The sequence below is a fragment of the Shewanella sp. 492 genome, from assembly GCF_059338445.1.
The window spans coordinates 3,904,565-3,923,091 of record NZ_CM181702.1 but is presented as its reverse complement, the minus strand read 5'-3'; the positions used below and the strand labels follow the sequence as shown (position 1 = coordinate 3,923,091).

Genomic DNA, 18,527 nt, shown 5'->3' with positions numbered 1-18,527 from the left:
AGACGCCTAAAGTAGTGTTAATTACTACTTTTTGAAAGATAAGGTTTTTTGCTAAATTATTGGTCGTTATATTCCCAGTGGACTAGGTATTAATTAATGAATCAACTAATTGATTTTCATTGATTGATTACTAGTTTTTTTTGGGTGAAAAATCGTCAGAATATATAGGTTGATTAATCTGAGTTAATTTATATCGCTTTATCACTTTGTTATTAAGCGTTTGGGTGACTTATTTGATGTTTGCGTGGATTAATTTGCGATGGACCGCGTTACTAGTTTTTAACAAATTGTGTTCCAGAGTAATTATTGCCAAAGATTAAGCTTTAGGAGTGTCGATCACGCCATAAGAATAAAAGGCATTGAGGTTGTTTATGCGTGGTTTTGTTAGTTTTTCTTTACTCTTATTGTTGGTATTGTCGGCCCCAGTCGCAATCGCGAATCCTAATCTGACCGTTTATAAGACGCCGCTTGAAAAAGCTCAGTGGCTGTTCGAAGGTGATCGCTTTGGCTGTGAGTTACGCCACCCGGTTATGGGTTTTGGTGAAATGGCGCTCGTCGCTCAGCCAGGCCAGCCGATTCGTTTAGTACTCAATGCCGATTGGCTGGCGCTTAACGATTTAGGTATTACCGCCAGTATCGAACCTTCTGCATGGCAGTCTCAGACCAGTATTTTGGCCCACACCACCTTACAAGGTCAGGGGAAAAGCGCAGTAAGCACCGCCTCTGCTGATCTCTTTCTCGAAGCATTAGAAAGTAATTATGCGTGGCAAATGTTGCTCGTCGAGCAAGGTGAGTTGCTCTATCAAATCGACTCCAGCGCAGTATCGACCCAAGCGGGAGCGCGCGCGATGAGCCAGTGCATACGTAATTTGCTACCCAAGCCTTTTTCTTATGTTCGCCAGCGTGAATTGTTGTTTGCCAAAGGTTCAGACACCTTAACGGCGTCACAGTTGGCCGACATCAAAGCGATCGCCGCCTACGTTAAGGTTGATAAACAGATTAACCAAATTTTGGTCGATGGTCATGCCGACAGCAACGGCGATCGACTGGCGAACTTGATGTTAAGCAGACAACGCAGTGACGAAGTGGTCGCACGCTTGATTGAGCAGGGGATAAGTCGCGCCATGATACAGGTGCGCAGTCATGGCATTCGCTACCCCAAAAGCAGCAACATATCTGAGGCGGGTCGACAGGCCAATCGCAGAGTCAGCATACGTTTAGTTAAGCAGACCTCAAAGTGATAGGTTCCAATTGGAGAGCATCGATATGAATACCCTCAGTATTAGAACCCTAGGCATTGAGCTGCCAGATGAAATCCAGCAACAGTTGTTTAGTGCTGGATTTAGTTTATGGCAACAAAGCACTAGTCAGCCTTGGTTAACCTTGGTTAACTTATCACAGTGTGATCCCACCGAAGTGGCTGCGCAACTCACCCAGTATCAAACCGCAAATCTGGTGGCACTGTTAGCGCCAGAGCAAAGTGAATTAGCCGCAGCGGCGATGCAAGCTGGCGCGCAGGATTACTTATTACTGCCAGTGATTGGCGAGTCGCTATTTGCGCTGTTAAACCGGTTACGCCGTCTCGAGCAGCCCGACACCAGTTTAGTTGTCGCTGCAGCCGTAAGCCGCCAGCTATTGATGTTAGCGCATCGCGCCGCCGCAACCGAGGCCAGCGTCCTGCTTTGTGGTGAGAGCGGCACAGGTAAAGAGCCACTCGCTCATTATATTCATCGCCACTCATCACGAGCCAATAAGGCATTTGTGGCCATAAACTGCGCGGCCATTCCTGAGAGCATGTTGGAATCGGTACTGTTTGGTCACGTCAGAGGGGCCTTCACCGGCGCTGTATGTGATAAAGCGGGTAAATTTGAACAGGCCAACGGTGGCACCTTGCTACTCGATGAAATAGGCGAAATGCCACTGTTGTTGCAAGCGAAATTATTGCGAGTATTACAAGAGCGCGAAGTCGAACGCTTGGGTGGTAATCAGCTGATCCCGTTAAATATCAGATTAATCGCCTCGACCAATAAAGACTTACGTAAAGCCGTTGAGATGGGCAGCTTCAGAGAAGACCTCTTCTATCGCCTGGACGTGTTACCGCTAACCATTTCACCGCTGCGTGAACGCAAGGCCGATATTTTACCCTTAGCCGAACATTTTTTATGTTTATACGACACCCCTGAGTCGGCGGCGCCGTGCTACTTCAGCGAACCGGCAAAACAGCTATTAATGGCACACGATTGGCCGGGCAATGTACGTGAGTTAGAAAACTGTATTCAACGCGCGTTAGTGATGCGCCGCGGCCAGGCGATACAAGCGGCAGAGTTAGGCTTAGCCGTTGAGCTGCTGATGTCACCAGAGCCTACAGACAATGGCGATGGCCTCAAGGCGTCTAAGCGTCAGGCAGAGTTTCAATATATCGTCGACATCCTCAAACGTTTCAATGGTAATCGTAACCAAAGTGCCGATGCACTAGGGATGACCACGCGAGCGCTGAGGTACAAGTTGGCACAAATGCGCGAGTCGGGCATCGACGTCGATCAATTACTACAACGTGCTGGTCAAGCGGCATGAAGCAACTAAAGAAAAATAGGAATTGTTATGGTTAATGGGACGCACGTCAGCTCGACTGGACTACTCGACACCCTGAGCGTGCATCGTGAGATTGCCAAGGGAGCCATCAATATTAGCGCCAATCCTGCCGATAATGGCATGGCTGTTGGATCGTTTACCGAGTTGATGAAACACAAAATCTCGGCGATAAACCAAGATCAAAACCACTCATCAATGATGATGAAAGCGGTAGATAGCGGCAAGAGCGACGACTTGGTAGGTGCCATGGTCGCGTCACAAAAGGCTAGCCTATCCTTTTCGGCCATGATGCAAATCCGTAATCGATTGGTGCAAGCCTTCGACGATGTAATGAAGATGCCTTTGTAAGGAAATTGTTGTATGTCTACTTCTGTTATTCAATCTAGCCCGGACATCAACGCCGATGCCCGTACTAGCCCGTTGGCGAGTGTGGCGCAAAAGTGGCGTCAGTTCACCAATGGTGACCGTCAGGTGATGGTATTGGCGCTGCTGTCCAGTGTGGTGGCGAGCGTGATCGTGCTTATGCTATGGACCGCCAGTCAAGGGTATCGCCCGCTGTATGGCAGCCAAGAAAACGTTGAAACCTCGCAAGTTATTGAAGTGCTTGAGGCGGAGGGTGTTAATTATCGACTCGAAGCCAATACCGGTTTAGTGCTGGTGGCCGAAGATCAACTCGGCATGGCGCGGATGTTACTCGCTGCCCGTGGTGTAAAGGCTAAAGTGCCATCAGGGATGGATCAGCTCGACAACGCAGGTCTGGGCACCAGCCAGTTTATGGAGCAGGCGAAATACCGTCACAGCCTCGAAGGCGAATTATCGCGCACCATTATGGCACTCAAGCCGGTTCGTGCCGCACGAGTGCATTTAGCTATCCCTAAGCGTACCCTGTTTATCCGTCAGCAGCCCGAACTCCCCACGGCTTCGGTGATGGTGCAACTCTATTCTGGCTCGACATTGAACGAAGCTCAAGTAGAGTCGATTGTGAACCTAGTGGCGGGCAGCGTCACAGGTATGACGCCGGCTAACGTTAAAGTGGTCGATCAAAACGGTAACTTTTTAAGTGCCGCTATCGCTGATAATCAAGATATTACTCAGGCGCGCGACCGCCAACTGCAATACACCCGCGAGTTAGAGCAGAGCTTAATCGCCAACGCTTCATCTATGTTGGCGCCTGTACTAGGGGCTGAAAATTTCCAAGTCAGAGTGACCGCCAAAGTTAATTTTAACCAAGTGGAAGAGACCAAAGAGTCACTCGATCCACAAGCCGTGATGACCCAAGAGCGCACCAGTTTAGACGATAACAATGCCGCCATTGCGGCAGGCATCCCTGGCGCCTTGAGCAATCAACCACCGCAGCCAAACGAAGAGGATGCAGGCACAGATACTAACCGAAATGTGCGTCAAGAAGAGAGCCGTCAATATGATGTTGGCCGCTCAGTACGCCATATCCGTTATCAGCAGATGCAGTTAGAAAACCTCTCTGTGTCGGTATTGGTCAATAGTGCCACTATCGCCGATGCTGCGCAGGAAGAGGCGCAGCTACTCAAATTAGGCAACATGGTGAAAGATGCCATCGGCTTTTCAGCTCCGCGAGGCGATAGCTTTAGCATCAATGCGTTTGCTTTTGCCCCCATTACCGTGGCCGAATTTAGCCCAATGCCTTGGTGGCAGGCTGAGCATTATCAAACTTACCTACGCTATCTGATCGGTGGATTGTTGGGGATCGGCCTGATCTTCTTCGTGTTGCGTCCACTGGTGAAGCACTTGACTCGGACCTCACAGAAGAAAGCCGACAACACCGAAGCCGAAAACCAAGCTGCACTCCCCACCGCGGCTATCAGCGAGCCCGCGCCAGCGGCCTTACCGCCAAAAGCCAGTGGTGACAAACAGCTTGCCGACGCCGATTGGCTGGGTAGTCAAGGATTGCCAGAGCCGGGTTCACCCTTAACGGTGAAGATGGAGCACCTCAGCATGCTGGCAAATAAGGAACCGGCACGGGTTGCCGAAGTAATAGCTCATTGGATAGGTAATAAAGACGGTGAATGATAATAACGATCTCGACATCAAGATGGACAACTATTCGCAAGCGGCCATGTTGCTGCTGAGCATGGGTGAAGAAGGCGCAGCGATGGTGATGGCGCATCTCGACCGTGATGATGTCCAGCACCTGAGCCACAAAATGGCTCGCCTCTCCAGCATCACTCAACAAAAAGCGGAAGCGGTATTGAGCCGCTTCTTCGAGCGCTATAAAGAGCAGTCGGGTATTGCCAGAGCCTCACGCTCTTATTTACAAAAAACCCTCGATATCGCCTTGGGTGATCGCGTGGCTAAAAGTCTGATCGACAACATCTATGGCGATGAAATTAAAGTGCTGGTGAAACGCTTAGAATGGGTGGAACCTAAACTGCTTGCCAGAGAAATTGCCCACGAGCATAGCCAGCTACAGGCAGTGTTGCTGGGCTTGCTACCACCAGAAAGTGCCGCCGAAATTTTAAAAATGTTGCCAAGCGTCAGCCAAGACGAGGTGTTAATTCGTATTGCTCAGCTGGGCGATCTCGACCGCCACGTGGTCGATGAACTGCGTCAGCTGGTGGAGCGCTGCATGCTGATGGCGATGGAAAAGAGCCACACTCAAGTGGCAGGCGTTAAGCAAGTGGCCGATATTCTTAACCGTTTTGAAGGCGACCGTGAGCAGTTGATGGAGATGATTAAACTGTTCGACAAACAGTTGGCCAGCGATGTTACCGACAACATGTTCGACTTTATTATTTTGGGGCGTCAAAAGTCAGATACTTTGCAGACCTTATTAGGACAAGTGCCAGGTGAAACCTTAGCCCTAGCCCTAAAAGGGATCGACTTAGAGCTTAAAGACGCGCTACTCGATGCCTTACCTAAACGTATGTCATCGGCGATTGAAACTCAGGTCGATGCCCTGGGGAGTGTGCCGGTAAGCCGCGCCAACGGTGCGCGCAAGGATATTATGACGCTCGCCAAGCAGATGGTGGCAGATGGCGAAATTGAGTTACAGCTATTTGAAGAGCAGGTGGTGAGCTAATGGCGGACAAACCTACCCGCTGGCGCTTAGATGACAAGCTAGCACGACGCTATCGATTTCCGCCGCTCTCCAGCGCTGGCGAGCCCGGCAGTGAAGGCTCTGGCTGGCAAGATTATCAGCAAGCGTTCGAGCAAGGCTACGATGAAGGCATGCAGCAAGGCCGCGACGCTGGCTATGAAGTAGGCTTGCAAGAGGGCACAACCGCTGGGCATGCCGCCGGTTTTTTGCAAGGTAAACTTGAAGGCCAGCAAGCAGGCAAAGCCAGTATCGATGAGCAGCTCAATGAGATAATTGCTCCCCTGGGGGCGCTCAAAGCCTTGCTAGAAGAAGGTCATTGCAAACAGGTCAGTGAACAGCAGAGCCTGATTTTAGATCTGGTTCGCCGCGTCTCACAACAGGTGATCCGCTGTGAATTAACCCTGCAGCCGCAGCAAATCCTTAAGCTGGTGGAAGAGACCTTAAGCGCACTGCCCGATGATCAAAGTGACGTTAAAATTCACCTTGAGCCTTCGGCCGTGACCAAGTTAAAAGAGCTGGCCGAAGATAAAATCCGTGGCTGGAACCTAGTACCAGACGCCAGTATTTCTGCTGGCAGCTGCCGCATTGTCAGCGATAAATCTGACGCCGATGCCTCGGTAGAAACGCGGCTCGATGCCTGCATGCAGCAGGTCGAAGCCAAATTGAATGAGGCGGAACTTGAAGCCTGAGTTAGCACCGCAGGACTGGCCTAATGTGCCCGTTGCCCGTGTCTATGGACGGTTGACTCGAGTCAACGGCCTGTTGCTGGAGGCCGTTGGCTGCCAGCTTGGCATGGGCGATCGCTGCCAAATCGAGGGGCGTAATGGCCGGCTTATCGAAGCCGAAGTGGTGGGCTTTCATAAGGATGTGCTCTGTCTCATGCCGATTGAAACCACCCAAGGGCTGATGCCCGGCGCCCGCGTGCTACCCATGGTCGAGCAGCAAACGCTAACCATAGGTGAAGGGCTGCTCGGACGGGTACTCGATGGATTAGGTCAGCCGTTAGACACCTTAGGCGAGTTAACCGGTATCGCCCGCGTGCCACAATCAGACACCAGTTATAACCCCTTGTTGCGTCAGCCAATAAAACAAGCGCTGGATGTTGGTGTGAGAGCCATCAACAGTTTATTGCCCATAGGCCGTGGCCAACGCTTAGGCTTGTTTGCCGGCTCAGGCGTGGGTAAGAGTGTGCTCTTGGGCATGATGACCCGCTTCACCGAAGCCGATGTGGTGGTGGTGGGATTGATTGGCGAGCGTGGCCGCGAAGTACGCGAATTTATTGAAGAGACTCTTGGCGAAGCTGGCCGGCGCCGCGCGGTGGTGATTGCCGCACCCGCCGATACCACGCCCTTGATGCGCCTGCGCGCGATGCGTTTATCCCATGCCATTGCCTGTGGTTTTCGCGATCAGGGCAAGCAAGTATTACTGCTGGTGGATTCGTTAACTCGCTACGCTCAGGCGCAGCGAGAAATCGCCCTCAGCTTGGGCGAGCCGCCAGCCACTAAAGGCTACCCGCCTTCGGCATTTGCGCAGTTGCCTCGTTTGGTGGAGATGGCCGGTAATGGTCAGCACCCACAAGGCACCTTAACCGCCTTCTATACGGTACTAACCGAGGGGGACGACCAGCAAGACCCCGTGGCGGATTCGGCCCGTGCGATCCTCGATGGCCATATTGTACTGAGCCGTAAACTGGCCGAGCGCGGCCATTTTCCCGCCATCGACGTTAATGCATCTGTGAGCCGTTTAGCCACTCAGATCGCCAGCCCAAGTCAGCTAGAGCAGAGCCATATTATGCGCCACCTCTTGAGTCGCTATAACGAGGTGCGTGAATTATTGCCATTAGGCGGTTATCAGGCGGGGCAAGATCCCGAGATGGACTTGGCTGTACAAGCCTATCCCGAGATGGCCAAGTTTTTACGCCAAGCGGCCGACACCAAAATCAGCCGCGCCGATAGTCTGCAACAGTTAGAGCAATTAATGGAAGTGATGGGTTATGCGCCAGCGTCAGCGACAACTGTCTAGATTGTGTCAACAGGAAGAGAAAAAGCTCGCGCAATTAGGGCTAAAGCGTGATGAGGCGTTGCGCCGTATGCAGCAGGCTCAGCAACAACATCAAGCCTTAAGTGAGATGATCAGCGATTATAGCGGTCGCCAATATGGGGCGCATCCGCTGTTATGGCAAAACGCGACCCAGATGGCCCAAGCGTTAGAGCCGATGAAGAGCAAACTGGCTCAACAGCAGACCTTGCTGCAACAAGAGCAGGCACGAGTCGACAATTTATGGCGTAAGCAGTTGGGGCGGCAGCAAGGACTAAAGTGGTTACAGCAGCAGACCAACGAGGCGCTACTGGAGCACAGCATGCGTCAAGAGCAAGCGACCTTAGATGATATGGCAGGGTTTTATACGCGGGGCAATGTGTCTCGCTAACGCAATTTCAGCTTAACATTAGCGAGCTAGGTGATTGCCGTAATCTATCTGTTGATGCTGGCTATCAGGATTGAGCAACCGAGTGAGGGTTTCTTGCTGCAATGCTAATAGACGGCCATTCACTTCATTGGCCTGATGGCTATCTTTCACTAGCAACTGTAAGTTATCCCACAAAATTTTAATTTGTGGACGCAACTGATTCGGAAGGGCGGCCAGTAAGCGCTTCATGCCATTGGCATCGCCATCAAACCCCAATTGTATCAGGATCTCACTACGCTGAGCGGCCCGTTGTGCTAGTTTGTCGCACAGTGCCGTTTGACGCGTATTATGCAGTGATAGCCCTTGGTTGTCGGTGCGCTGCATTAATTCTCTTTGATGTTTCAGCATGCTTTTTAGCTGGCTGTAGTCATCCACATCTAAGCGAATATCACGTAGCAGCGTCTGCACTAACAAGCGCTTATCAACTTGGGGTTTATCCATGTTGGTTAAGCATCTTATCGGCAATCTGATCTAAATCTACTGAGAAGCTACCGTCTTGCAGCGACTGACGCAGTGCGGCAATTTTGTCATGATCCACATCGTCAAGTTGCTGTAGTGCCTGCTGAGATTGTTCAAGCGACTGCCAATCCTGACTGATCGAAAGCTGCGCTGGAGCAGACGTAGCGGCTGATTGAGGCGCTGGGGTGGCTTGAGCATTTACATTGCTCTTATTGGCCCCAATCTCAGCTCCAATAGCGCTGTTGATTTTATTGATTTCCATTGTACTCACTCGATAATTCGGCTTGATACTCTATATGAGCGACCGGATTGTGACATCGCTAAAACTTTTTTAGGGATTTTTTAAGCTAATAAGCCTAAAACTGGGTGCGGACTCGACCTTTGGCCACCACATAGGCGGTGATCACCTTGCCTGAACTGCTATTTTTAACCCGAATAGCATCGCCCTCTTTACCCACATCCAAGGCGACGCCGAGCATATTAGCATAAAACCCCTCACTGCTGGCCTCGATAATCACCTCATCGCCGACATTAATCAGCCTTGGCGCCTCGAGATAGGCGGCGCGAATAGGTTTATTTTTACGCAGTTTGCGGGTTACTTGTTGGCCAAGCAAGTTGGCCTCTTGGGTGATCACATCTTGATCTGAGGCCTTCAGCGGTAACATTTTCCAGTGCAGATCGGCAGATGTCACTATCTCATCTCTTTGCAAGTTCCTATTGGCGACAGGTAAATAGGCGTGCAGCGTCACTTTTGCCCTGACATACAAAGACCAACCTTGAGAGGGGCAACTCAGCTTGCGTTGCACTCGGCCGAAGGGTAAGCCTTGAGGCGGATCTATGGTGATGCTTTGCGGGCAAGGCTCAAGGTTATCAGCCCCTGATGGCACGCGAATCACCATCTTATGTTGCACCTTATCGATAGCCTGTTGCTGTTGCCAGCGGCTCAGTTGTGTTTCGATTGAGCGCCGCATCTGTTGCTCAATTTGTGCGCTGGCGGAAGTTGTGTCTGTCTGGCTATACACCGGCAGCGGAAGTAAACCGAATCCGCCTAAGAGGAAGAGGGAAGTTAGGCTTCCGACTATGGCAGGTCTCAACATCTAAGTGTTTGTTTAATTTGATTTAAAATACTTGGCATATTAATTGTATACTCAGTGCCATAAACATTGTTGAGCATACATTACTAGGAATTGAGATGGCTATCAACCTCGATACGGCGTTGGGAATTCACCCCCAAACACTGAACTTTAGGGTAGAGAGAAGCAAGGTGCTGGCGGGTAATTTGGTGAACGCCGAAACCCCTGGTTACAAGGCGCGAGATCTGGACTTCAGTAAGGTAATGGCTCGCATTGAATCGGGTGCCAGCAACGCTAATCGCTACGATATCGGTTATCGCGTGCCTTATCAAAGTTCTGCCGACAATAACACGGTTGAGCTTGGCAAAGAGCAGGCGAGATATTCGCAAAATGCGATGGATTATCAGACCAGCCTGACATTTCTTAACATGAAAATTGCCGGCTTAAAAACGGCTATCGAAGGTCGCTAGGAGTCCCTATGTCATTTGGAGAAATCTACCAAATAGCGGGTGCAGGCATGAATGCCCAAACCATACGCTTAAATACCGTGGCCAGTAACTTAGCCAATGCCGGAACGGCTGCCGAGTCGCCAGAGCAAGCTTACCGTGCGTTAAAGCCGGTATTTGCCACTATCTATAGCCAGATGCAAGAAGGCAAAGCCGCCAGCGCCTCGGTTGAGATTAGCGATATAGTGCAAGCCGATGCGCCGCTGGATATGCGTTATGAGCCCAACCATCCGTTTGCGAACGAGCAAGGTTACGTGGCGTATTCCAACGTTAATACCGTTGAAGAGATGGCCGACATGATGGCGGCGAGCCGTTCGTTTGAGACCAGTGTTGAAGTGATGAACCGTGCCCGCTCTATGCAGCAGGGCTTACTGCAATTAGGAAACAAGTAAATGGAAGTAGGACGTACTACGGACAGCCAAGCGCAGCAGAGCGCTAATGTGTTGCAAGCGCCAGGCAATGATGCTGCCTCGCTCAAAAATGAATTTATGACGTTGATGATTGCTCAGATCCAAAACCAGGATCCGACTAAGCCGATTAACAGTGCCGAATATGTCTCGCAGTTAGCTCAGTTCTCGCAAGTAGAGAGCTTAGAGTATATGCGCGAAAACCAGTCGAACCAGATGGTGATGATGGAGAACTTAGGCATAGTGCAATCGGCATCGCTGATTGGCAAGAGTGCCATGGTGCCAGCCTCTGGCCTTGAACTAGGCAATGAAGCGGTTGAAGGCAAAGTGTTTTTAGAAAACGGCGTCGAAGACCTAGAGATTGAGGTGATCAACGAGCAAGGCGAAGTGGTGCAAACCGTTAAGCTGGGCGCGCAATCTAAAGGCGATATCGCCTTTAACATTGACCCCGAAGCCTTAGGCTTGCCTGCGGGCAAATATGAGCTTAAAGCCAACGCCACCGTGGGCGAGTCGGTGTTAATGGCACCCACATACATTAAAGCGCCAATCGAAAAAATTCATTTCGCGAGCGCATCAGGAATGATGATGGCCGAGATGGGCCATGGTCTAGGCACAATTTCAGTGCTGAATATTTCTGAAGTTTCATAAATTTATTTTAATAGGGTATTAGAATGTCATTTAACATAGCGCTAAGCGGCTTACAGGCCACGACACAAGATCTCAACACCATCAGTAATAACATTGCTAACTCATCTACCGTGGGTTTTCGTGGTGGCCGTAGTGAATTTGCCGCCATCTATAACGGCGGCCAAGCCGGTGGCGTCAGCGTCATGTCGACCAGCCAAAACTTTTCCAAGGGTGGCAGCTTAACTTACACCGGACGCCAGTTAGATATGGGGATCCAGGGTGAAGGTTTCTTCGTGCTAAAAGGCGTTGATGGCGGCGGTATGTATGCCCGTGCGGGTATGTTCCATCAGGATTCACAAGGTTTTATCGTTGACCCTGTGGGTAATCGCTTACAGGGCTATGCCGCGGGCGCCACAGGTCAAATTCAAACGGGTAACACCACTGATCTGCAAGTGCAAACGGCGGCCTTGGCGGCCAAAGCCACTACTACAGTTGGCTTAGTCTCAAACCTTGATGCTCGCGTCGATGTGATTGACCCAGCGTTAGTGCCTTTCGATCCTGCCAACATGGACAGCTACCACTCATCAAGCACCGTCAGTGTGTATGACTCTTTAGGTAACGAACACGCACTCACCCAATACCATGTAAAAACCGCCTCTAACGAGTGGAGCGTGCACTACATGATGGAAGGTGTTGATGTGACACCTGCTGGCGGTCACACCATGACCTTTGATTCAAACGGTATCTTAACCGCTGGCAATACCCTGACCATGAACATCAACGACCCAGCTATCTTAGATGGCGCGACGGCGATGGCATTCGATGTGGGCTTTGATAAGAGCACCCAATATGCGGCGGCGTACAATAACTCTAGCCTGAGCCAAGACGGTTACACCTCTGGTGATCTAAAGGGCGTACGTCTCGATGACAACGGTTTGCTATATGGCACATACACTAACGGCCAAGAGCAGTTACAGGGCCAAGTGGCACTGGCTAACTTCGCTAACCCTAATGGCCTAGAACCTATCAGTAACAATGCCTGGGTTGCCACAAACGGTGCCGGCCAAGCTATTCTTGGCGCGCCCGCTACCGGCACCATGGGTAACGTTACCGGCGGCTACTTAGAAGGCTCTAACGTCGATACCACCGCAGAGATGGTTAACTTGATGTCAGCGCAGCGTAACTACCAGTCTAACGCTAAGGTGCTGGACGTTAACTCGACCATGCAGCAAGCCTTACTTAACGCTATTTAAGGGCTAACAACATGGACAAGATGCTGTATACAGCCGTTAGCGGTGCTACGCGTATTATGGAAGCACAAACCATTCGCGCGAATAACTTGGCCAACGCCGAGACTACGGGCTTTAAGGCCGATCTGGAGCGAGTGAACGCCATGGCGATCCCTAACACACCAGGTAGCTTTGACACCCGAGTGTTAGCCTTGACCCAAAGCAGCGGCTTTAGCCAGCAGAGCGGCGCGGTGAACCCCACGGGTCGCAAATTGGACATGGCGATTCATGACCAAGGCATGTTCAGTGTCATGGTCGATGGCGGCGAAGCCTATACCCGCGCCGGAGCCATGATCGCCGACGGTGAAGGCCAGTTGACCGTTGACGGTCGCCCCGTGCTGGGCGTCGATGGACCACTGGTATTGCCTGAGCATAAAGACTTGTTTGTCGGTGAAGATGGCACCATCAGCATTTTGCCATCTGAAGGCGGAGTGATTGAGGAAGTTGGGCGACTAAAGCTGGTGAATAGCGATATGGCGCAAATGCAAAAAGGCCCAGATGGTCTCTTGTATCGCCGTGACGGCGCTGATCTGCCACAAGACGATGAAGTGCGCGTCAATAGTGGTTTCCTCGAAGCCAGTAACGTACAAGCGGTGAGCGAGCTTATCGCCTCAATGGATTTGAGCCGTCAGTTTGAAGTTCAGGTGAAATTAATGAAAAGCGCAGAGAAATTGGCCGAAGTCGGCAATCGTCTACTGCGTAATGTGTAAAGGATAGTTCAGCATGCAATCAGCTTTATGGGTAAGTAAAACCGGCCTGACGGCACAAGATACTAAAATGACCACTATCGCCAACAACTTGGCGAACGTGAATACCACAGGCTTTAAACGTGACCGTGTGGCGTTTAACGATCTGTTTTATCAAGTACAGCGCCAACCTGGTGGTCAAGTCGATGCCATGAACGAACTGCCATCGGGTTTGCAACTCGGTGCCGGTACCCGCGTGGTCGGGACACAAAAAATCTTCACCACGGGTGATATGCAAACCACCAATCAACAACTGGATTTAGCCATTGAAGGTAACGGCTTCTTCCAAGTGGAAGAGCCTAATGGTGAATTAGCCTATACCCGTGATGGTCAATTTTATCGCAGCAGCGAAGGGATGATGGTGACCTCTCAGGGGCTACCGTTAGTGCCTAACATAGTGATCCCAGAAGATGCGTTATCAATTTCCATCGCTACCGACGGTTTGGTGAGCGCACAAATGGCAGGCCAAGCGGACCCACAAGAGCTGGGCCAAATTACCTTGATCAACTTCACCAACCCAGCGGGCCTACAAGCACGCGGCGATAACCTGTACCGCGAAACTGCGGCTTCGGGTGTGGCTGTTGAAGGGGTGGCTGGCGACCAAGCGTTAGGCGGTTTGCGTCAGGGCGCCTTGGAAGGTGCTAACGTTAACGTAGTTGAAGAGATGGTCGAGATGATCTCGACTCAGCGAGCCTATGAGATGAACGCCAAAGTGGTATCGGCGTCTGACGATATGCTCAAGTTCCTCAACCAGTCGTTATAAGGAAGTATGATGCGTTGGTTTTACTTGCTGATGACCTTGTTTTTATCTGGATGTATTTCACATATACCAGAGCCGTTAACTAAGCCGGGCGGCGCCGAATGGGCACCACCAGAGATAGATTATAGTTTGCCAGATGCTAAAGATGGCAGCTTGTATCGTCCCGGTTATATGCTGACGTTGTTTAAAGACAAGCGTGCCTTTCGCGAAGGGGATCTATTGACTGTTGCCTTAGATGAAAAAACCTATTCCAGCAAGAAAGCCGACACCAAAACCAGCAAAGCGCAAGATATGTCCTTTGGATTAGCCGCGGGCTCCAGTGGTTCAATTGGCGCCAATAATCTGGGCGCCGACGGCGATGTGTCTTTAGGGCGTGGTTTTAATGGTACTGGGTCAAGCACCCAGCAAAACCAGCTATCAGGCTCGATCACAGTAACCGTCGCCAAGGTATTGCCCAATGGCGCACTGCTGATCCGCGGCGAAAAGTGGCTCAGGCTCAATCAGGGCGACGAATACTTGCGCTTATTAGGACTTATCCGCACCGACGATATTGGTAACGACAATACTATCTCGTCACAGCGCATCGCCGATGCACGTATTATTTATGGTGGCCAAGGGGCGATTGCCGACAGTAATGCAATGGGTTGGGCTTCTCGTTATTTCAACAGCCCATGGTTCCCTCTTTAGGCAAGGATTTTTAGCATGCTACGTTTGTGTTTATTACTGTCAGTGTTTATCTGTGCCCAGCTTAACGCTGCTGAGCAGTCGCGCTATTTGATGGATATCGTCGATGTACAAGGTATTCGTGACAACCAGCTGGTGGGCTACGGTGTAGTGGTGGGCCTCAATGGCAGCGGTGACCGTTCGCAGGTGAAATTTACCAGCCAGTCTGTGGTCAACATGCTCAAGCAGTTTGGCGTGCAAATAGATGGTAATAGCGACCCTAAATTGAAAAACGTCGCCGCTGTTGCGGTGCACGCTACCGTGTCGCCTATGTCTAGCCCTGGGCAGACCATAGATGTGACAGTGTCATCATTGGGTGATGCTAAAAGCTTACAAGGCGGCACCCTGTTGATGACGCCACTGCGCGGCGTCGATGGCGAAATTTATGCGGTGGCCCAAGGTAACTTAGTGGTCGGTGGCTTTTCGGCATCGGGACGCAATGGCTCCTCGATCACCGTCAATGTGCCTACCGTGGGCAGTATTCCCAATGGCGCCTTACTTGAGGCCGCCATTGGCAGTAGCTTTAATGATAACGCCGATATCATCCTTAACCTCAAAGACCCCAGCTTTAAGACTGCGCGCAATATTGAGCGCGCGGTTAATGCGCTATTTGGCCCCAATGTGGCAAGAGCGGAAAACCACGGCAAAGTCTTAGTGCAAGCGCCTAAATCGAACCGTGAGCGCGTGACCTTTATGTCGATGCTCGAAGAGTTACAGATAGAGCAAGGACGTCGCAGCCCGCGCATCGTATTTAACAGCCGCACAGGCACGGTTGTGATGGGGGGCAATGTAGTGGTGCGCAAGGCGGCTGTCAGTCATGGCAACCTAACGGTGACCATAGTTGAAGGGCAAAATGTTAGCCAGCCTAATGGTGGCTATTTTGGCAACAATAATGGCGAAACTGTCGTGACCAATGAAAGCCAAGTGTCGGTCGAGCAAGGTGATAACCGCATGTTTGTCTGGCCAGAGGGTATTGCTATCGAAGAGATTGTTAAGGCGGTTAATAGTTTAGGTGCTGCGCCTATGGATCTGATGGCCATATTGCAGGCGCTCGATGAAGCTGGCGCCCTAGAAGCTGAGTTAGTGGTGATCTAATGAAACTTGAAAATAATAACGGTTATCTTAACCAGTTAAATGCTGGCGATCTGATTAAAAGCAATGGCGAGCTGGGAGCCCTTAAAGTGGTGAGCCAGCAGTTTGAAGCGCAGTTTTTGCAAACCGTATTAAAGCAGATGCGCTCAGCCTCCGATGCGATGGCCGATGAAGAGAGCCCGTTGTCGTCAAAAAATGATGGTTTATATCGCGATCTACACGATGCCGAACTGGCTAGCCGTTTGAGTCAGATGCAAGGCATGGGCTTGTCTGAGGTGATGACTAAACAATTGTCTGGCGCGCTTAAGTCGAGCGCCGATCCTGTCGCCTATGATCCGCAACAGATGACAACCACAGCTATGCAGCCCGCACTTTTTGTGCCGCCGCACGCTAAGGACAATAAATGAGCATGTTAAACATTGGTAAATCTGGGCTGTTAGCCAGCATGGCGGCGCTCAATGCAACCTCTAATAATGTGGCCAATGCCATGGTGGCGGGTTACTCGCGCCAGCAAGTCATGACCAGCTCTGTGGGCGGCGGTGCTTATGGTGGCGGCGCTGGGGTGTTTATCGATGGCGTTAGGCGCATTTCAGACCAATATGAAGTGGCCCAACTATGGCAGACCACCAGTAATGTGGGCTTCGATAATGTGCGCAGCAGTTATTTAGGTCAAGCTGAGCAAGTCTTTGGCGCCGAAGGTAATAATATTTCTGCCGGATTAGATCAGCTATTTGCGTCGCTCAACTCGGCGATGGAGCAGCCTAATCTGGTTGCACATCGTCAAGGGGTGTTAAACGAGGCGAAAGCCTTAACCCAGATGATTAACGGCATCAACGATAGCTTAGTATCTCAGCGCGATCAGGTGACAGGTCAGTTAGGTACATCGGCCAAAGAGGTCAATGCCCAGCTGGAGATCATCGCCCGTTTTAACCAAGACATTAAGGCCGCCAGCGCCAGTGGTACTGTGCCAGCCGCATTGCAAGATGGCCGTGATGCGGCTATCGATGAGCTAGCAGCCATTGTCGATATACGTGTTATCGAAGATGACAAAGGCATGGTGAACATCTCGCTAGCACGTGGTGAACCTTTGTTGTCGGGCAATACCGTGGCTAAATTGTCAGTTGTGCCCGATCCGGCCAATCCGTTGGTCAGTAATGTAGACATCAATTTTGGTCAAAGCCATTTTACCCTTGAAGCCTCGGCCGGCGGCAGCATGGGCGCGTTACTCGATTATCGCGATAATGAATTAGCCAGCTCGCAAGCGTACCTTGATGAATTAGCCGTTAAATTGGCCGATGAGTTTAATGCTGTGTTGGCAGGCGGTACCGACTTAAATGGTGCTGCGCCAACTCAAAACCTATTTAGTTTTCAGCCGGGCAACCCCGCTGGCAGCCTACAGGTGACCAATGGCTTTACCGCGGAAGAGTTGGCTTTTGGTACCGATGGTACCCAAGGTGACAACAGCAACCTAAAAGCGCTGGTGGCCTTAGCAAACAAAGATTTGGCCTTTACTAGTTTAGGTGTGAGTACCAGTTTCTCCGAATCCTTTAGCAGCAAAGTGGGTCAGTTAGGCTCGGCGTCGCGTCAAGCCATTGCCAATGCCAAGACCAGTGTCGAGTTACAAAAAGATGCGCAGTCTCAGTGGGCCAGCACCAGTGGTGTTAACCCTGATGAAGAGGGGGTTAACTTGATCATTTATCAGCAGTCTTATATGGCTAATGCCAAAGTGATATCGACAGCCGATCAGCTGTTTCAAACCATGCTAAGCAGCTTTTAAGGGGGCCGAAAATGCGCGTGACAATGCAAAATTTGTACACTAACAATATTCACAGTCTGCAAAATACCACCATAGATTTGGCCCGCTTGAACCAGATGTTATCGACGGGAATGTCGATATTGCGTCCCTCAGACGACCCTATTGGTGCGGTGCGCGTTATGGCTAATGAACGCGATTTAGCCTCGATGGAGCAGTATGTTAAAAATATCGATTCGCTGAGCACCAGCTTAGGCCGCTCAGAGACTTATCTGTCGGGCATGGTTGAGTTGCAACAACGGATGCGTGAAATCAGCGTGGCCACTAATAATTCGACCCTATCGCCGGAAGATCGCAGTGCCTATGCTCAAGAGCTAGATGAGTTACTCGAGGCGATGGTCGATAACGTCAATGCCAAGGATGATGGCGGTAATTATCTGTTTTCGGGGAATCGCACCGAGCAGCAGACTATTACCCAAGATGCTGCGGGGCGTTATGTCTATCAAGGTGATAATAGCCAGCGTGAGGTGCAAACCTCGGGATCATCATGGATGACGGCCAACGTGACGGCCGAGCAATTCCTGTTCTCTAACGCCAGCCAAGACATTCTAAATCAGACTGCCGATTATATTGCGGTGCTCAAAGACCCCACGCTTGCGCCAGACGATGCCGCTTTTGCAACAGCTGCCGATGCGATGCAAACCTCGCTTAATGATACTTTAGACAGTATTAACAGCGCGATCACCGATATGGGTGGCAAGCAAAACAGCCTGTCGTTGATGAAAACCTCTCACGAGGAGATGGTGCTGTTTAATAAAAAGGTGATTGGCGAAACCCAAGAGCTAGATTATGCCAGCGCTACCGCTGAATTTAATGTTAAACTCACGGCCCTCAAAGTGACTCAACAAACTTTTGTTCAGGTGAGTCAGTTAACCCTGTTCAATCATTTATAAGGCGTGT

General features: G+C 50.8%; 22 protein-coding genes. 19 read left to right on the top strand and 3 right to left on the bottom strand.

The genetic code is table 11. The features are described from left to right. Window positions 1–371 precede the first annotated feature (371 nt). From AC5YBX_RS17290 to AC5YBX_RS17255, 8 genes are read left to right on the top strand one after another with little or no spacing between them, the layout of a single operon-like run. Window positions 372–1,241, top strand: a complete 870-nt coding sequence (locus AC5YBX_RS17290; protein WP_494520512.1) for an OmpA family protein — start codon at window positions 372–374, stop codon at window positions 1,239–1,241. Between the two features lie 25 nt (window positions 1,242–1,266). Then, a complete protein-coding gene (locus AC5YBX_RS17285; protein WP_494524145.1) occupies window positions 1,267–2,574 on the top strand; it encodes a sigma-54 interaction domain-containing protein in 1,308 nt (435 codons plus the stop codon). A gap of 27 nt (window positions 2,575–2,601) precedes the next feature. Beyond that, window positions 2,602–2,940, top strand: coding sequence for a flagellar hook-basal body complex protein FliE (gene fliE, locus AC5YBX_RS17280; RefSeq protein WP_494520514.1), 339 nt, complete (start codon window positions 2,602–2,604; stop codon window positions 2,938–2,940). Between the two features lie 12 nt (window positions 2,941–2,952). Next, a complete protein-coding gene (gene fliF / locus AC5YBX_RS17275; protein ID WP_494524144.1) occupies window positions 2,953–4,638 on the top strand; it encodes a flagellar basal-body MS-ring/collar protein FliF in 1,686 nt (561 codons plus the stop codon). Window positions 4,639–4,660: 22 nt separating this feature from the next. Further along, entirely contained in the window at window positions 4,661–5,647 is a 987-nt protein-coding gene (locus AC5YBX_RS17270) for a flagellar motor switch protein FliG (RefSeq protein WP_494521559.1), read from the top strand. Beyond that, window positions 5,647–6,354: a flagellar assembly protein FliH gene (gene fliH, locus AC5YBX_RS17265; RefSeq protein WP_494524143.1), complete on the top strand. Its 708-nt coding sequence runs from the start codon at window positions 5,647–5,649 to the stop codon at window positions 6,352–6,354. The genes AC5YBX_RS17270 and fliH overlap by 1 nt, the downstream gene beginning before the upstream one ends. Continuing rightward, window positions 6,332–7,687: a FliI/YscN family ATPase gene (locus AC5YBX_RS17260; protein ID WP_494520517.1), complete on the top strand. Its 1,356-nt coding sequence runs from the start codon at window positions 6,332–6,334 to the stop codon at window positions 7,685–7,687. Before fliH ends, AC5YBX_RS17260 begins: the two co-directional genes overlap by 23 nt. Then, complete coding sequence (locus AC5YBX_RS17255; protein ID WP_494520518.1) at window positions 7,659–8,093, top strand: hypothetical protein; 435 nt, start codon at window positions 7,659–7,661, stop codon at window positions 8,091–8,093. Before AC5YBX_RS17260 ends, AC5YBX_RS17255 begins: the two co-directional genes overlap by 29 nt. An 18-nt stretch (window positions 8,094–8,111) precedes the next feature. Here the strand turns inward: AC5YBX_RS17255 and AC5YBX_RS17250 are convergent, their stop codons facing one another. The 3 genes from AC5YBX_RS17250 to flgA all read right to left on the bottom strand — a co-directional run bounded on the left by AC5YBX_RS17250 (window position 8,112) and on the right by flgA (window position 9,562). After that, the gene (locus AC5YBX_RS17250; protein ID WP_494520519.1) at window positions 8,112–8,573 is read right to left on the bottom strand and encodes a flagellar protein FlgN; all 462 of its coding nucleotides are present in this window, start codon (window positions 8,571–8,573) and stop codon (window positions 8,112–8,114) included. Next, window positions 8,566–8,853 (bottom strand): flagellar biosynthesis anti-sigma factor FlgM, encoded by a 288-nt coding sequence (gene flgM / locus AC5YBX_RS17245; protein WP_475515294.1) that lies wholly within the window; start codon window positions 8,851–8,853, stop codon window positions 8,566–8,568. The genes AC5YBX_RS17250 and flgM overlap by 8 nt, the downstream gene beginning before the upstream one ends. A 94-nt stretch (window positions 8,854–8,947) precedes the next feature. Then, window positions 8,948–9,562: a flagellar basal body P-ring formation chaperone FlgA gene (gene flgA / locus AC5YBX_RS17240; RefSeq protein ID WP_494520520.1), complete on the bottom strand. Its 615-nt coding sequence runs from the start codon at window positions 9,560–9,562 to the stop codon at window positions 8,948–8,950. Between the two features lie 221 nt (window positions 9,563–9,783). Here flgA and flgB point away from each other — a divergent pair, with 221 nt between their 5' ends. Genes flgB through flgL form a run of 11 tightly spaced genes read left to right on the top strand, consistent with a single transcriptional unit; the run spans window position 9,784 to window position 18,520 of the window. Then, on the top strand, window positions 9,784–10,134 hold the full coding sequence (gene flgB / locus AC5YBX_RS17235; RefSeq protein WP_110458435.1) for a flagellar basal body rod protein FlgB: 351 nt from the start codon (window positions 9,784–9,786) through the stop codon (window positions 10,132–10,134). Window positions 10,135–10,142: 8 nt separating this feature from the next. Beyond that, entirely contained in the window at window positions 10,143–10,562 is a 420-nt protein-coding gene (gene flgC / locus AC5YBX_RS17230) for a flagellar basal body rod protein FlgC (protein WP_494520521.1), read from the top strand. Continuing rightward, a complete protein-coding gene (locus AC5YBX_RS17225; RefSeq protein ID WP_475515291.1) occupies window positions 10,563–11,225 on the top strand; it encodes a flagellar hook assembly protein FlgD in 663 nt (220 codons plus the stop codon). A gap of 23 nt (window positions 11,226–11,248) precedes the next feature. Beyond that, window positions 11,249–12,457: a flagellar hook protein FlgE gene (gene flgE, locus AC5YBX_RS17220; RefSeq protein ID WP_494524142.1), complete on the top strand. Its 1,209-nt coding sequence runs from the start codon at window positions 11,249–11,251 to the stop codon at window positions 12,455–12,457. An 11-nt stretch (window positions 12,458–12,468) separates the two neighbouring features. Then, the gene (locus AC5YBX_RS17215) at window positions 12,469–13,203 is read left to right on the top strand and encodes a flagellar basal body rod protein FlgF (RefSeq protein ID WP_475515289.1); all 735 of its coding nucleotides are present in this window, start codon (window positions 12,469–12,471) and stop codon (window positions 13,201–13,203) included. 13 nt (window positions 13,204–13,216) lie between these two features. Beyond that, window positions 13,217–14,002, top strand: coding sequence for a flagellar basal-body rod protein FlgG (flgG, locus tag AC5YBX_RS17210; RefSeq protein ID WP_475515288.1), 786 nt, complete (start codon window positions 13,217–13,219; stop codon window positions 14,000–14,002). A 9-nt stretch (window positions 14,003–14,011) separates the two neighbouring features. Further along, the gene (gene flgH / locus AC5YBX_RS17205) at window positions 14,012–14,686 is read left to right on the top strand and encodes a flagellar basal body L-ring protein FlgH (protein WP_475517066.1); all 675 of its coding nucleotides are present in this window, start codon (window positions 14,012–14,014) and stop codon (window positions 14,684–14,686) included. A gap of 15 nt (window positions 14,687–14,701) precedes the next feature. Then, window positions 14,702–15,817: a flagellar basal body P-ring protein FlgI gene (locus AC5YBX_RS17200; protein WP_475515287.1), complete on the top strand. Its 1,116-nt coding sequence runs from the start codon at window positions 14,702–14,704 to the stop codon at window positions 15,815–15,817. Next, on the top strand, window positions 15,817–16,221 hold the full coding sequence (locus AC5YBX_RS17195; RefSeq protein WP_110458427.1) for a rod-binding protein: 405 nt from the start codon (window positions 15,817–15,819) through the stop codon (window positions 16,219–16,221). Before AC5YBX_RS17200 ends, AC5YBX_RS17195 begins: the two co-directional genes overlap by 1 nt. Next, the gene (gene flgK, locus AC5YBX_RS17190; protein WP_494520525.1) at window positions 16,218–17,591 is read left to right on the top strand and encodes a flagellar hook-associated protein FlgK; all 1,374 of its coding nucleotides are present in this window, start codon (window positions 16,218–16,220) and stop codon (window positions 17,589–17,591) included. The genes AC5YBX_RS17195 and flgK overlap by 4 nt, the downstream gene beginning before the upstream one ends. A gap of 23 nt (window positions 17,592–17,614) precedes the next feature. Beyond that, window positions 17,615–18,520: a flagellar hook-associated protein FlgL gene (flgL, locus tag AC5YBX_RS17185; protein WP_494524141.1), complete on the top strand. Its 906-nt coding sequence runs from the start codon at window positions 17,615–17,617 to the stop codon at window positions 18,518–18,520. Window positions 18,521–18,527 lie beyond the last annotated feature (7 nt).